The 13,542-nt window shown below is 66.7% G+C and carries 16 protein-coding genes and 1 tRNA gene; 15 read left to right on the top strand and 2 right to left on the bottom strand.

Annotated elements, in window-relative coordinates:
- Nucleotides 1-12 precede the first annotated feature (12 nt).
- From RYH79_RS05780 to RYH79_RS05790, 3 genes are all read left to right on the top strand, one after another.
- On the top strand, nt 13-681 hold the full coding sequence (locus RYH79_RS05780; RefSeq protein ID WP_370897130.1) for a DsbA family protein: 669 nt from the start codon (nt 13-15) through the stop codon (nt 679-681).
- A gap of 92 nt (nt 682-773) precedes the next feature.
- Nucleotides 774-1,361: a helix-turn-helix domain-containing protein gene (locus tag RYH79_RS05785; protein WP_370897132.1), complete on the top strand. Its 588-nt coding sequence runs from the start codon at nt 774-776 to the stop codon at nt 1,359-1,361.
- Nucleotides 1,362-1,402: 41 nt separating this feature from the next.
- Nucleotides 1,403-1,894: a phosphopantetheine adenylyltransferase gene (locus tag RYH79_RS05790; RefSeq protein ID WP_370897134.1), complete on the top strand. Its 492-nt coding sequence runs from the start codon at nt 1,403-1,405 to the stop codon at nt 1,892-1,894.
- A 1-nt stretch (nt 1,895) separates the two neighbouring features.
- Here RYH79_RS05790 and RYH79_RS05795 read toward each other — a convergent pair whose 3' ends face one another.
- Complete coding sequence (locus RYH79_RS05795) at nt 1,896-2,204, bottom strand: transcription initiation factor IIB family protein (RefSeq protein WP_370897136.1); 309 nt, start codon at nt 2,202-2,204, stop codon at nt 1,896-1,898.
- 125 nt (nt 2,205-2,329) lie between these two features.
- Here RYH79_RS05795 and RYH79_RS05800 point away from each other — a divergent pair, with 125 nt between their 5' ends.
- The 9 genes from RYH79_RS05800 (at nt 2,330) to RYH79_RS05840 (ending at nt 10,290) form a co-directional block, all read left to right on the top strand.
- Entirely contained in the window at nt 2,330-2,482 is a 153-nt protein-coding gene (locus RYH79_RS05800; RefSeq protein WP_370897138.1) for a hypothetical protein, read from the top strand.
- A gap of 561 nt (nt 2,483-3,043) precedes the next feature.
- Complete coding sequence (locus RYH79_RS05805) at nt 3,044-3,589, top strand: hypothetical protein (protein WP_370897139.1); 546 nt, start codon at nt 3,044-3,046, stop codon at nt 3,587-3,589.
- Nucleotides 3,590-3,760: 171 nt separating this feature from the next.
- Nucleotides 3,761-4,195 (top strand): DUF5518 domain-containing protein, encoded by a 435-nt coding sequence (locus RYH79_RS05810; protein ID WP_370897141.1) that lies wholly within the window; start codon nt 3,761-3,763, stop codon nt 4,193-4,195.
- A 435-nt stretch (nt 4,196-4,630) separates the two neighbouring features.
- Nucleotides 4,631-5,071 carry a DUF5518 domain-containing protein gene (locus tag RYH79_RS05815; protein WP_370897143.1) on the top strand — a complete coding sequence of 147 codons (441 nt, stop codon included), beginning with the start codon at nt 4,631-4,633 and terminating at the stop codon, nt 5,069-5,071.
- 211 nt (nt 5,072-5,282) lie between these two features.
- A tRNA-Leu gene (locus RYH79_RS05820) sits at nt 5,283-5,367 on the top strand.
- A gap of 682 nt (nt 5,368-6,049) precedes the next feature.
- A complete protein-coding gene (locus tag RYH79_RS05825) occupies nt 6,050-7,159 on the top strand; it encodes a DNA polymerase beta superfamily protein (RefSeq protein ID WP_370897145.1) in 1,110 nt (369 codons plus the stop codon).
- A 406-nt stretch (nt 7,160-7,565) separates the two neighbouring features.
- Nucleotides 7,566-8,621 carry a PAS domain S-box protein gene (locus RYH79_RS05830; RefSeq protein WP_370897147.1) on the top strand — a complete coding sequence of 352 codons (1,056 nt, stop codon included), beginning with the start codon at nt 7,566-7,568 and terminating at the stop codon, nt 8,619-8,621.
- Nucleotides 8,618-9,274, top strand: a complete 657-nt coding sequence (locus RYH79_RS05835; protein ID WP_370897149.1) for a response regulator — start codon at nt 8,618-8,620, stop codon at nt 9,272-9,274. Before RYH79_RS05830 ends, RYH79_RS05835 begins: the two co-directional genes overlap by 4 nt.
- The gene (locus RYH79_RS05840) at nt 9,274-10,290 is read left to right on the top strand and encodes a DUF5787 family protein (RefSeq protein ID WP_370897151.1); all 1,017 of its coding nucleotides are present in this window, start codon (nt 9,274-9,276) and stop codon (nt 10,288-10,290) included. The genes RYH79_RS05835 and RYH79_RS05840 overlap by 1 nt, the downstream gene beginning before the upstream one ends.
- Nucleotides 10,291-10,309: 19 nt before the next feature.
- Here the strand turns inward: RYH79_RS05840 and RYH79_RS05845 are convergent, their stop codons facing one another.
- The gene (locus RYH79_RS05845; protein ID WP_370897153.1) at nt 10,310-10,810 is read right to left on the bottom strand and encodes a DUF5797 family protein; all 501 of its coding nucleotides are present in this window, start codon (nt 10,808-10,810) and stop codon (nt 10,310-10,312) included.
- A gap of 123 nt (nt 10,811-10,933) precedes the next feature.
- Here RYH79_RS05845 and RYH79_RS05850 point away from each other — a divergent pair, with 123 nt between their 5' ends.
- From RYH79_RS05850 to RYH79_RS05860, 3 genes are read left to right on the top strand one after another with little or no spacing between them, the layout of a single operon-like run.
- On the top strand, nt 10,934-12,133 hold the full coding sequence (locus RYH79_RS05850; protein WP_370897155.1) for an ATP-binding protein: 1,200 nt from the start codon (nt 10,934-10,936) through the stop codon (nt 12,131-12,133).
- Complete coding sequence (locus RYH79_RS05855; protein WP_370897157.1) at nt 12,134-12,709, top strand: hypothetical protein; 576 nt, start codon at nt 12,134-12,136, stop codon at nt 12,707-12,709.
- 40 nt (nt 12,710-12,749) lie between these two features.
- Complete coding sequence (locus RYH79_RS05860) at nt 12,750-13,526, top strand: enoyl-CoA hydratase/isomerase family protein (RefSeq protein ID WP_370897159.1); 777 nt, start codon at nt 12,750-12,752, stop codon at nt 13,524-13,526.
- The last annotated feature ends 16 nt before the right edge of the window (nt 13,527-13,542 follow it).

Below are 13,542 nucleotides of genomic sequence, written 5' to 3' on the forward strand. Positions count from 1 at the left end.
TACCGAAGACCCGTGACACGAGACGCTCCATCTACGACACGGCGTGACTGGCTCGCTGCGGTCGCGGCCGGTGGCACGCTGGCGACGGCCGGCTGTCTCGGCGGTGGCGGCGGCAGTGCCGGCGGTAGTACCTCGTACGGCTGTGGAGACGGCGGCGAGACGGTGTCCGAGGCCGGACAGCCGGCGCTGGGGCCGACGGACGCCGCCGTGACGGTCCAGGTGTGGGAGGACTTCTCCTGTCCCCACTGTGCCACTTGGAGCACGGAGCACTTCCCGCAGCTGCGCGAGGAGTACCTGGGCGACGGCCAGGTACGGTACGAACACCACGATTTCCCGATTCCGGTGCGCGACTGGGCGTGGGGGACGGCGAGTGCCAGCCGCGCGGTGTACGAGGCGACCGACGGGGCGACCTTCTTCGACTTCGTGAAGCGAGTGTACGAGCAACAGAGCGACTACAGTCTCCAGGTGGTCGGCGACGCCGCAGACGCCGCCGGCGTGGATCCGTGTACGGCAGTCGAGGCCGCCCGCGGGGACACCTACCGGCCAGTGATCGAGGCCGACAAACAGACCGGGCTCGACACCGGAGTGGAGGGGACGCCGGCCGTGTTCGTGAACGGGCAGGCCGTCTCCGGCGAACGGACGTTCGAGAACGTGGCGCCGGTGATCGACGACGCGCTGTAGTCGACGCCGGTGGTCGACGGCCCGACACGGCCGTGTCGACCCCCGAACGCGCGAGGTTTTTGTCTGCGGAGTCGTGATTCCGGGGTGAGGGTATGACCGACGATCAGTCGGAGACGACCGAGGGGGAAGGGGGGCACGACGACGGCGACACAGAGCCCGACGGCGGGCCGCGCGAGGGGCTCCGAGACGCCGCAGAGCGGTTCGGCGAGACGGCTACGTCGGCCGCCGACGGCTTCGACGAACGGCTCGTCGACCTCCTGGCGTGGGTGTTGGACACGGAGACACGGGCGCGGATCTACGCGTTCCTGCGACAGTCGCCGGGGTCGACCAGCGACGAGGTGGCAGACGGGACGGATCTGTACCCCAGCACCGTCCGAGAGGCGTTGGCGGAGCTACACGACGACGGGTTCGTCACTCGGGGGAAACGGGCGTCGACGGGCGCGGGCAACAACCCGTACGAGTACGAGGCGATCCCCCCGGCGGAACTCGTCGACAGCGTCGTCGACGAGGTGCAGTCGGGGCTGAACACGGTGTTCAACCTGGACGAGCGGCTGTCGCGCGGCGACACGAACGGGGTGTCGGAGCCGGTGCGGATCACGGTCGAGACGGACCGCGACGGGGGCGTCGACCGCGTCGGGACGGACCCGCCGGAGGGAGACGACGACGAGGGCCGAACGTGACGGAACGCCCGTTTTAAGTTCGACCGTCACATCCCGCGAGTATGGACGTGGCGCTGGGTGGGACGTTCGATCCGATCCACGACGGTCACCGTGCGTTGTTCGCTCGGGCGTTCGAGCTCGGGGACGTGACTGTCGGGCTCACCGCCGACGAGTTGGCGCCGGAGACGCGTCACACGGAACGGTACGTCGAGCCGTTCGCGGAGCGGCGCCGCGCGTTGGACGCGGAGCTGTCGTCGTTCGCGGCCGACCACGACCGGGAGTACACGGTCCGAGAGCTGACGGAGCCGACGGGAATCGCGGTCGAGCCGCAGTTCGACGTGCTCGTGGTGTCGCCGGAGACGGCAGACGGCGGCGAACGGATCAACGAGATCCGGGAGTCACGCGGGCTGGACCCGCTCCGAATCGAGGTGGTGGATCACGTTCCTGCCGAAGACGGCGACCGGATCTCTTCGACTCGGGTCGTCCGCGGCGAGATCGACGAACACGGCAACCTCACGCCCGACCGCGAGGGTCGGTCGGCGACACGAGAGTAACTCACCACTCCGGCGGCTCGAACCCGGCGTCGTCGAGCAGTTCCTTCCAGTGTTGTTGGACGGACAGCCGTGTCACCCCCATCGCGTCGGCGACGGCGGTCTGGGGTCGCTGAGCGCCGGCGACGAGCGCGCCGGCGTACAACGCGGCCGCGGCGACGGCGGGCTTCGACCGCTCGGCGTCGGGGACGTTCGTGAGGAACAGCTCCGTCGCGTTCGACCGCGCCGTCGCCGGCAGGTCCAACGACTCTGCCGCCTGGCGCAGTCTGGCGAGGTGTTCCTCCTCGTCCACCTCGTCTCTGGCTCGGTACACAGCTACACGTACGGGCGAACTCGGGAAGAACTGTCGGCTGCCGAGGCAGAAACGGTGCGGACCTACAGAAGAAGAAATAAGTGTGGCGAAGGTGCACACACGGGCTACGGGGAGCACGACAGTAGATGGCACACGGCGCAGACGGCACGACACGAGACTGGCGACAGACAGCACTGGTAGTGTTAGTGGCGCTCGGCTTCACCGTCTCCTTCGGCGGTGCGGGACTGGCGTTCGCGAGCGGCGGCGCGGGGGTCTGGCTGCCGTTACTGGGCGCCTGACGACGCCCGTCTGGTTCTCGGAGTCGGTGAGCCCCGAACCCGGAGTCCCCTCGTCCGACGTGCGCGGTGTGACGGCAGTCGGTCCAGTCGGAGACGACCTGCCACGTCGTCCACTCTGTCGCGCACCCGCGTGGGGGCGTGGCCGCTTCGAGGCGACCTGCCGGGAGACGTTCGCCGCCGCCGACGCGGACGAACGCCTCACGCGCCACAGTCTGGCCACCGAGACACAGACGACGTCGACGACTCTCTGAGGGGCCCGACCAGGTGACGCCCCACCGTCACACACTGCCCGATTCGTTTCGATGTTTCCAACTGATCGTGCGCGGACTCACTCGTGACGCTCCGTAACGGAAACCGCCCGGTACGTCCCGCCGGCGTCTCCGTCCCGTGGCTCGATTATCTTCGCCGGCAGGGCGGTCGACCACGTCTCCGTCGAAGAGAATACTGTGAGAAAAGGCGAAAGAAAAGCTATCGAGAATTCTTTGTCCTAATCTATAACACGTCTATTCCACACAGAAATAGCCGTAACTAATATATGCTGACGCGTATATCTCCGAGTGCATGTCGGAAGACAACAGCAGCGGTCGGAAGCGCAGAGACATCCTGAAGGCACTGCCCGTGGCGACAGTCGGCGTCCCCATGGCCTCCGGCGTCGGTGCGGCACTGCCGGACACCAGCGAGACGTCCGACGAACGGCTGACGCGGGAAGAGAAGGCCCGACAGGAGGGGTACGACTGGAACGAGGACTGGATCAACCAGGACATGATCGGCGAGAGCTCGGTCGAGACCACCGAGACGTTCACCAAAGACCAGACGAACTGTCTGGGCATCGACGCGACCATCGCCGGCATCGACTTCACGCTGGAGGTGTGCTTCTCGCCGTGTGAAGCCGAGCTCACCGTGACGGTGTTCGGTCAGTCGGAGTCGACGACGGTGACCTGCTCGGAGTACTGCAGGAGCCTCTCGCTCAACGGCGGGGCGGCGTACATCGACATCGAGGTCTGCTTCAACTGGGACCGGAACTGTGTGGACCTCGAGGCCGAGGGCTGTGTCTGGGAGATCACCAGCTGGAACTGCGACACGACGAACATCTCCGCCTGCGCCTAACCGAGCAGCCTCCTGCTCGGGTCGGCCGGCAGAGTTCAGTCCGTTCGACCACGGCAGCCCGGGCCGGCCGGTGCGGCCGCCCGACGTTTTTTTCTCTCGACGAGCAGACCGTTCTTCTGTCTCTGCAACAAGCAAGAATGCTTATATGGATGAATGATAAACAGCTATGGCATGGACCCAAGCGAATCGACACAGCAGAGTGGAGATCAGAGATGGCGGTACGGTGTCGTCGGCGGACTGCTCGCCGCCCCGTCGGTGGCTCTCAGCTACTGGCAGACGGGGTCGGAGGTGTCGGTCGTCTCGGTCGCGCTCGTCGCCCTCCTCGTCGGGTACGTGGCGAAACGTCGCTCGGCGTACGGTGACGGAATCGGGGCTCGCGTCGGTGTGGTCGGTGGACTGCCGATCCTCTGGGCGAGCTACGACTTCGCGGTGTCCAGCGTCGGGCTGTCGAACCCGTCGTGGTTCACGGGGGCGAGCCTCGTGCTCCTCGGCGGCTTCACGATCGTCGGGTTCGGAATGGCCGGGTTGCTCGGAGAAGTCGGCGCGAGAGTCGGCGGGTGGCTGGCCGATCGGACCAGTCGGAGCCGTCGTGTCGCTCACAGCTAACCGAGTAGACGATACGTTCGACGACGTGTCGCCCGCCGGTGTCCGGCGACTCGGGCCAACGGCCGGCGCTTACGACGCCGTCTCGGAGGAGTCCGACGCGCCGAACTCCTCCCGACCGACCGTGCGCGGACTCGCTCGTGACCCACAGCACTCGATCGGACACCGAGCCGCTCGGTGCCCTGTTCGGAGGCGTGTGAAAGTTGCTCAGTCGACGTCGGTGCGGCTACCCTCGACATCCAGCTGTGCCTAAGCCGGGACAAACGATGTCTGGAGTACGAAGCCGAGGGACGTGTGTGGTCTGTTGGTAGCGGGGGCTGTGAAACAGTGGGCGCTGCTGTCTGTATCCGACTGAGCCTCTATCACGGATTTGCCTCCGCTAGGATGTGGTGGAAAAATGCAAAATAACTTGTACAGGGGACTGAGAGTTCACGCACGATGGAACCGTACGAGTCAGAACAGCCGAGGAGAAGCCACGTCGGCAAGTACAGCGTCGTCGGGGGTGTACTCTCTGCCGTGCTCGTAGCGACTAGCTACTGGGAGACCGGATCTGAGGTGTCTGTCACCCCAATTCTCTTCGTCACGCTCGCACTGGGGTACGTGGCAGAGCACCGATCGAGTTACACACGTGAGGTCGGTGCCCGCGCCGGGTTGATCGGGGGAACTCCGATCCTCTGGGGGAGTTACGACCTCGCGGTGTCTATCGTCGAGTTCTCGAACCCGACGTGGTTCACACCGGTGAGTCTCGCCTCTCTCGCTGGGTTCGTGCTTCTTATCTTCGGAGCGACGGCGTTGCTCGGGGAGCTCGGCGGGAGGACCGGGCGCTGGTTGGCCGAACACCGTGGCACCGAGTCGCGTACAGCCCACGGTCACCAGTAGCGTACAGCCTCGTCCCAGGGGGGCGTGTGGTTCGAGCCTACGACAGTTCACCGGGTCGTCACCACCGATCCCGTTCGTCGAACTGTAAGTACTTCTCTCTGACTGCTGTGATTTCCTCGTAACGTTACTTCGCACTGTCACGTAGTACTTTTGTACCTCTGGCCGTTTCTCCGGCGTGTAGACGGCACACAGTTACCTGTGACCAGCCGGAGCGCGGGTAGCCAAGCTAGGCCAACGGCGCAGCGCTTAGGACGCTGTCTCGTAGGAGTCCGCCGGTTCGAATCCGGTCCCGCGCAGTGAGGAGCGAAGCGACGAACGAGCAGGAGCCGATTCGAACCAGGGAGCGAACGAAGTGAGCGACCGTGGTTCGAATCCGGTCCCGCGCAGTGAACGAACGCAGCGACGAACGAGCAGGAGCCGATTCGAACCTGGGAACGAACGAAGTGAGCGACCGTGGTTCGAATCCGGTCCCGCGCAGTGAACAAACGCAGCGACAAACGACAGGAACGAATCCGAACCGGGGAACGGACGAAGTGAGCGACCGTGGTTCGAATCCGGTCCCGCGCAGTGAACGAACGCAGCGACAAACGGACAGGAACGAATCCGAACCAGGGAGCGAACGAAGTGAGCGACCGTGGTTCGAATCCGATCCCACACGATCTCCGAGGAGCTACGGGCAGGAGCGGACTCGCACCGACTGTTCTCACTCCCCGGACTGTCTCCACTCGACCGAGCACCCAGCGAGAGGCTCGGCCGGGGAGTGCGAGACTCGGGGTGAACGGGAGTGAGACGGTCCGTGGGCACCCGTTCGCTCGGTCCTCCGGAACTCGCTCGCGTCCACTCTGCTGTATCCGCCCCGCCTGGTTCCCGTCGCTCGCGTCCGCGCTCTCGCACCACACGACGACACGCCCGGCGAACACACCCCTGGCGACCCTGCCACCCCCGACGTTTTATACACGAGAGCGACACAGGGGGCGTGTGACGACGGCGCCAGGGTTACGACGAGCGCTCGCGGCGACCGAACGCGACGTGGGGTGTCGCGTCCTCGCGGCCAGGGACACGGGGAGTCGGTCGCGGGGGCTCGCGGGGCCGGACAGCGACCACGACGTGCAGGTGGTGTACGTCCAGCCGTCGGTACGGTACGTCACCCTGGCGGGGTACGTGGAGTCGGTGGAGCCGGCGACGGAGCCGCCGTTGGAGCTGTCGGGGTGGAACGTGCGCCGGTTCGCGGAGCTGTTGTCGTCGTCGAACCCGGCGGCGGTAGCGTTCCTGACGAGCCCGGTGCGACACCGGACGTACGAGCCGCTCGCGGCGTTGGAGACGGCGGTCGCGGAGGGTGTGGACCCAGTGGGGTTGTACCACCACTACCGCTCACTGGCGCGCAACCAGTACCGGAAGTACCTCCAGCGGACGCTCCTCGACGGCGACGACCCGGTGTGGGTAATCGAGGACGAAGACGCAGACGGCTACACGGTGCGACCGTACGACCCGGACGGGAACGGGGCGAAGGGTGGTGGCGGAGGCGACGCCGAGAACGGCGACGCGGACGGCCCCGGGGGCGACACCCCCACCCCGGCGACGGAACGACTGTCGAAGCCGACGCGCTACCGGGAGTCGACTGTCGACCGGAGCGTCAAGCGAACGCTCCACGTCCTGCGGGCCGGGCTGGCAGCGCGGTATGTGCTCGCACACCACGCGCCGTCACCGGCGTCGTTCGCGGCGCTCGTGGACGCGGCGGCGACGCTGCCGACTCCGAGCGCGGCGGAGGCTGGAGCGGCCGTCGGCGAACAGACGCCCGAGGATCCGCCGGGGGCGCGAGGCGTCGACCGGGAGTGGGTCGCGGCCGCGCGACGGCTGGCGGAGCGCAAACGGGCAGGCGAGGGGTCGGCGACGGTGACGGGCGTCGTCGGGCCGGCGATCGTCCCGCCGGAGCGGGTGGACTACGCGGCCCACGGTGGTGACAGACCGGAGGTGGCGGCGATCGACCGGTTCCTAGAGCGGGCGGTCGCGGACGCGCCGCGGGGGACCACGACAGACGCGACAGACGCACCGGACACGACACACCCGACCGACGGGCGACAGCAGTGACCGGGCCGTACACGACCGGCGGAGTCGGGGGGTTCTCACCGCGAGTGGAGTAGAGGGACACACCAGTGGCGACCGAGTCGGCCGGTCGGCGACGACAGGCGAAGCGGTCGTGACCGTCGTCGAGGCGGACGAGCGACTCTACGATCGTCTCGGCGATCGGTGGCACGGACGACGAGGGCCGCGGAGAGACTGTGACGGCCGCCCGCGACGGACTCGGTCACGCGTTCGCCGCCGCCGCCGCCCACCTGGCCGGCGACCGCGAACTAGAGCCTGTGGCGCCGGTGGGCGACGCCACCGACGGCTCGCCGGCCGACCCAGACAGTCCAGCGGCGTGGCGAGGCCGTGAGCCGGGCGAGAGGTGGTCGAACCGCACGTTTATGCAGTTCGGACCGGGACGGGAGTGCGTATGGCAGAATCCGGGTCCGGCACGGACGAGGGGCGCGTGCCGACCGACAGCCTCGACGACGCCGTCGACCGGGAGTTCTTCCGTTCGCTCGTGGAGAACGGTTCCGACGCCATCGTGACCGTCGACGCGGACAGTCAGATCAGGTACGCCAACGACTCCGTCGAACGGATCTTCGGCTACGAGCCCGAGGAGCTGATCGGCGAGCCGCTGACGACGATCATGCCCGAGCGGTTCCGCGACAGCCACTTCGCGGCGATGGGGGCGTACCTCGACACCGGCGACCGGACGATAGACTGGAACGGGATCGAACTCCCGGCACGTCACCGCGACGGCCACGAGGTCCCCCTGTCGATCACGTTCGAGGAACACACCCACCACGGTGAGCAGTTGTTCTCCGGGATCATGCGGGACGTGTCCGAGCGGGTCGAACGCGAGCGGAAGCTGGAGCGGCAGAACGAGCGGTTAGAACGGTTCGCCGGGATCGTCAGCCACGACCTCCGGAGCCCGCTACAAGAGGCACGGGCCGCCACCGTGATCGCTCGGAACGGCGACGAGTCCGCTCTCGAGGAGTTAGACGACATCTACGACCGGATGGCGGAGCTGATCGACGACGTGTTGACGCTGGCGAAACAGGGCCGGACGGTCGGGGAGACGGAGTCGGTGTCGCTGTCGACGGTGGCGACGAGCGCCTGGCGGACGGCCGGCACCGAGACGGCGACACTGTCCGTCACGGACACGAGACTGGAGGCCGACCCCGAGCGACTCCGGACACTGTTGGAGAACCTGTTTCGCAACGCCGTCGAACACGGCGGCGAGACGGTGACGGTGACGGTGGAGCCGACGGCGGAGGGGTTCGCCGTGGCAGACGACGGCACGGGCTTCGACGACCCGCCCGACGAGGCGTTGTTCGACTACGGCCACACGGCCTCGGAGGACGGCACTGGGTTCGGGCTCAGCATCGTCCGGGACGTAGCGGAGGCACACGGCTGGAGCGTTCGGGTGGAGTCGTCGGCAGCCGGCGGCGCGCGGGTCGTGATCGAAACGGAGGACCGATGACTGACACCGACACGGAGACTGACGGACGCACAGGCGACGAGCGACCGAGCGTGCTGGCGGTCGACGACCGAGAGCGGGTGGCCCGGTCGTTCGAGATCTGGCTCGGCGACAGCTACGACGTGGCGACCGCGCTGGACGGAGAGACCGCCCTCGAACTGGTCGACGGGACGACGGACGTGGTCCTGTTGGACCGACACATGCCGGGGCTGTCCGGCGACGAGGTGTTGACCACGATCCGCGAGCGAGGGTTCGGCTGCCGGGTGGCGATGGTCACTGGAGTGAACCCGGACTTCGACATCCTGGAGATGCCGTTCGACGAGTACCTCCAGAAGCCGTTAGACGAGACGGAGCTCCGCGAGACGGTGGCACGGCTGGTGAGGCTCCGGGCGTTCGACGACGAGGTCGAGGAACTGTACGCGCTGAGCCGCAAGCGGGCGACGCTGGAGGCGGCCAAGAGCTCCGCGACGCTCGAGGCCAACCCGGAGTACGTCGCTCTCTGCGAGCGCCAGACGGAGTTGGCGGCAGAGTTGGACGACGCCGTGGCGGCCGCGGACACGGAGACGCTCGGGACGCTGCTCCCGGACGGATCGGAGCGTCCCGACGAGCGCCGAGACGACTCCGGTGGATCGGGCCCAGACGGGCTCTCGGGATAGTGTACGTCGGACCTGGGGACTCGGAGTTCACCTTCGAACTCCTGGTCTCGCGGTGGGCAGAACTCGACTGGCACCCGACGGGTGGCGACCGGCCGGTCCTGGTCGCCCGCCAGCTCGGGACGGACAGCCGACGGTGGGACACGGTCGTCGTGGAGGTCGATCCGGCGGCGTTCGCCCGCCGCCGACAGTTCGGCGACCGCGGGCTGGACCGGGACCTCCTGCGGGTGGTGGAACACGCGCCGGCAGAGTGGGCCTGGTACCGCGACGCTCTCCCGGACCCGGGGTTCCCCTGGCGGTACGTCCGAGCGGCGATCCACCGCGCCGCCGACCGCGGGCTCGTCGAGACCCGCGAGGGTGCCCGCGGTCGGGTGGAGTTCCGCCGCGTCCGGCCGTACCCCGACTGGGTGCGCCGGCTGATCGCAGTCGAGAACAAGCCGGATCTCGACGCTCGCGCCGCCGACGCCCTGTCGGGACAGCTCGAACACGACGTGTCGGTCGGACTGTTAGACGAGGTGTGGGTGGCGACGGACGACGCCGACGAGCGGGTCCTGTTGGAGGAGTTCCCCCACGAGGCCGGGGTGTTGTCGTGTGACTTCGGTGCGGGCGTGACCGGCGACGCCGTCTCGGCGGTGTGGCACCCGACGCGACTGGAGCCGGACGAGACGATCACCTCCGCCGACCGCGAGGAGTCGCCGGAGGCGCACCCCAGCTACCGGCTCGAGCTGGCGGAACGCGCCTACGACGCCGGCGTTCGGTCGTACGAGGAGACGACGCGTCCGGACTGTCGTGGGTTCGAACTCCGGCGGCACGGCCGCGCGCTCGTCCCGTACTGCACCGCGAAGGGCTGTCACCAGACGGCGGCGGAGTGTTCCGGCTCCTGTGAGTCGTTCGCGCCTGAGCCGCCACAGTCACGAACCGGCGGGTGGCCGGTCGACGGCGGCCCGGGGAAGGCCGTCCGGCGACTGCTGGCGCGTCGCCGGAAGCGCGCCCGCGACCGGGCCGCCGACGGGGAGTGAGACGGAACTGACGGGAGGCTCAGTCCGTGCTCTCGACTTCGACGGCGTCGCGTTCCACCGTCCGGCGGAACGTCGGCACGGTGCGGTAGATCACCTCGACGACGTTCTTCCGGCGCAGCGCCTGGAGTGCGCTCCGGACGTCTTCCGCCTCCGGGTCGACGTCGAACTCTGCGCGCACGTCCTGGAGCGTGGAGACGACGGACTGTGACCGTTCGTCGGGCCCGGCGAGCACGGCGAACACCTGCGCCTGTCGCTCCGGCACCCTGATCCGGGTCGGGCCGTCGCCGTCTTCGTCACCCTCGACGCCCGGCTCCGCGCCCGTCAGCTCGGCCGCCTCCGGCGTCGCCCGGATCAGACTGTCGTCGTCGCGGTAGTAGTAGTCGCCCAGGTGGTCTTCGAGGTAGCTGTGGACCTCGCTGCCGGAGTCGAGCCCCCACTGTTCTTCTAGCTCGCCGTTTTTCGTCGGCTGGAGCCGGACCACGTCTGCCAGCCGTTCCGTCTCCTCGTCGGTGAGGCTCACGAGCGTGGGGTTCGCGGGCCGGCAGTTGTGTGTTGTGGTCTGTGGTTCGTTGGGTGGGTGTGGGTGCGCGGTGGAGTCACCGAAGAAGTGAAATCCGTGACCGCGCGAGTGTGGGGTAACTGAATGACCCGCGTCACCGAACTCTCCGTCCGCGATTTCAAGGCCGTCGACGAGGCCGAAGTTCACCCCGGTGGTGTCAACCTGATCGTCGGACGGAACAACGTGGGGAAGACTTCGCTGTTGGAGGCGTTGCACCTGGCGCTGGATCCGAGTTCGATCTCGCGGTTCGACGGGAATTTGGATAAGGTCGTGCGGGAGGGGGCCGAGGAAGCGACAGTTAATATAGAAGTCGGTGGTGATGTGGAAGTAGCGAATAGACCAGTAACTGTTGAACGCTACGACGAAGACGCGGCCTTTGACCTGTTCAGGAGAGATCTTGAGGCAGAAGTTCGCAAGGTTCTAGACGAAATTAGCGATTATACTGCAGAGACTGCATCCATAGACAAACAAGAAGCAATAAAAAGTGCAAAAAACAGAAAACAATACAAAAGATTAAACAGACTTCTGTCTATCGTAAATGGGGATACATACCATTCCACTGAGTATATCAAGCTTATTAAAGAAACAGCAGTGAACAGAGACATCTTGGAAAGAACACTAAATAATGAGGAAAGCCTAAGCAACCCTATCGGGGTTAGCGGAGATTATATATACAACCTCGAAGGTACAAGATTTGAATTTGGCTGGTCAGAATCAGAAGAGTTGATGTCCACTCGTTTTGTGGTAAGCCCGGGAATTACAAACGACACCCCCGATCCGAACACAGACGGTGCCGCTATCCGCCGCAGCCGAATCGAGGACTTCCTGATCGACAACGACATCGTCGACGGCTTGGTGGACTTCTCGTTCGGCAGACTCGTCTTCGAGGAGGGCGACGAGCGCGAGGAGGTCCCCTACGACTTCATGGGCTCGGGATTCAAGACGCTCGTCGGCATTCTCTGGGAACTGTACGACCAGGACGCGGACACCGAAGTGATGCTGATCGAGGAGCCGGCGGTCCACATGCACCCCGGCTACGTGAACGAGTTCACACAGCAGTTGCTCCAGGTGGCCCGCCAGGAGGACGTGCAGTTGTTCCTCACGACCCACCGCGAGGACCTGATCGAGTCGTTCTTCGCCCCGCCGACAGAGCGAGAACACGGCGATTTCCTCCGCGAGGAGTTCCGGGTAATCCAGATGACGGATCTGCTGGCGAAGGAACTCGACTACGAGCAGGCCGAAGCGGAGTTAGAGGAGCTGAACACGGACTTACGGGGGATCTGAATGTCGTCGGTCGTCGTCATGACGGAGGGTCGTCACGACGTGGAGTTCCTGCGGGTGCTCCACCGTCGCGTGACGGACCGACGCGACTACGACACGTTCCTGGCAGACGAGACGGACGACACCCAGGAGAAGCGCATCCGGCAACACCGCGTCGACGACGCGACCCGGTGGCTGTACAAGGCCGAAGGCGGTCGGTCGCGGGTGCTGAAGAAGTTCCGCTCGAACGCGCTGCGGCTGGCGGCGGTCGAGCTCGTCCTCCTGGTCGACCTCGACGGCGAGGCGTACGGGACGTTCGAGGAACAGTTCAACGACACGCTCGACGAGCACTACGACGGCAAACTCCGGGTGACGAGCCGTGGCCGACGCGCGACCGACCACCTCCAAGCCCACGACTGTGGAGTGATCGTCGGCGGGACCGAGGAGTACCGGTTCGACCTGCTCGCCTTCCACGACGACCTAGAGACCGTCACCGGGGTCGAACGCGGTGAGGATCGGTCCACGTACCGCGAGAAGCTGGCACAGTACGTCGCCGACAACGAGGTAGTCCGAGAGACAGTCCGCGAGACAGTACTCTGATACGTACAGCTATATACGGCGCGGGACGGAACCTCCGACCGTGCCCGACACAGACACGGTCTCACTCGACACAGAAGACGACGTAGCCACGCTCACCGTCTCGCGGCCTGAACGACTGAACGCGCTGAACGTCGAAGTGCTCGAAGGCCTCCAGACGGGAATCGCGGAGGCGGAGGCGGCCGACGCGCGCACAGTCGTTCTGCGCGGTGCCGGCGACGAGGCGTTCGTCGCCGGGGCGGATATCGGCTACATGCAGGACCTCACCACGCCGGAGGCGCAGGCGTACGCGGAGTTGGGTCACGACGTGGCGCGGTCACTGGAGACGTTCCCGGCGCCGGTCGTCGCGGCGGTGGACGGCTACGCCTTCGGCGGCGGCTGTGAGCTCGCGTTGGCGTGTGATCTCCGCGTGGCGAGCGAGGACGCGGTGCTCGGTCAGACGGAGACGGATCTGGGAATCGTCCCGGGCTGGGGCGGGACACAGCGGCTCCCGCGGCTCGTCGGCGACGAGACGGCCAGACGGATGATCTTCCTGGGCGAACGGCTGGACGCCGAGGCGGCCGCCGACGCCGACTTAGTCGGCGAGGTGGTCGCCGCCGAGGCGTTCGACGACCGGATCGACGACCTCGCGGGCGAGCTGGCCGCTCGGCCGGGGTTCGCAGTCGCCGCCGCCAAGGAGGCCGTCAACGCCGCCCACGAGGAGCCGCTGACGGCGGGGCTGGCGACGGAGCGACGGCTCTGGAGCGGACTGTTCGGGACCCACGACCAGCGCGAGGGGATGGCGGCGTTCCTGGAGAACCGCGAGCCGGAGTTCCAGTGAGGCGGGCGGTTCGGAC

The organism is Halobaculum sp. MBLA0143, assembly GCF_041361465.1.
Taxonomy (GTDB): Archaea; Halobacteriota; Halobacteria; order Halobacteriales; family Haloferacaceae; genus JAHENP01.

Excerpts from the sequence above, each read along its gene's own strand:
- RYH79_RS05785 (WP_370897132.1), top strand. The coding sequence starts at position 774 with ATGACCGACGATCAGTCGGAGACGACCGAGGGGGAAGGGGGGCACGAC.
- RYH79_RS05790 (WP_370897134.1), top strand. The coding sequence starts at position 1,403 with ATGGACGTGGCGCTGGGTGGGACGTTCGATCCGATCCACGACGGTCAC.
- RYH79_RS05800 (WP_370897138.1), top strand. The coding sequence starts at position 2,330 with ATGGCACACGGCGCAGACGGCACGACACGAGACTGGCGACAGACAGCA.
- RYH79_RS05805 (WP_370897139.1), top strand. The coding sequence starts at position 3,044 with ATGTCGGAAGACAACAGCAGCGGTCGGAAGCGCAGAGACATCCTGAAG.
- RYH79_RS05810 (WP_370897141.1), top strand. The coding sequence starts at position 3,761 with ATGGACCCAAGCGAATCGACACAGCAGAGTGGAGATCAGAGATGGCGG.
- RYH79_RS05815 (WP_370897143.1), top strand. The coding sequence starts at position 4,631 with ATGGAACCGTACGAGTCAGAACAGCCGAGGAGAAGCCACGTCGGCAAG.
- RYH79_RS05830 (WP_370897147.1), top strand. The coding sequence starts at position 7,566 with ATGGCAGAATCCGGGTCCGGCACGGACGAGGGGCGCGTGCCGACCGAC.
- RYH79_RS05835 (WP_370897149.1), top strand. The coding sequence starts at position 8,618 with ATGACTGACACCGACACGGAGACTGACGGACGCACAGGCGACGAGCGA.
- RYH79_RS05850 (WP_370897155.1), top strand. The coding sequence starts at position 10,934 with ATGACCCGCGTCACCGAACTCTCCGTCCGCGATTTCAAGGCCGTCGAC.
- RYH79_RS05855 (WP_370897157.1), top strand. The coding sequence starts at position 12,134 with ATGTCGTCGGTCGTCGTCATGACGGAGGGTCGTCACGACGTGGAGTTC.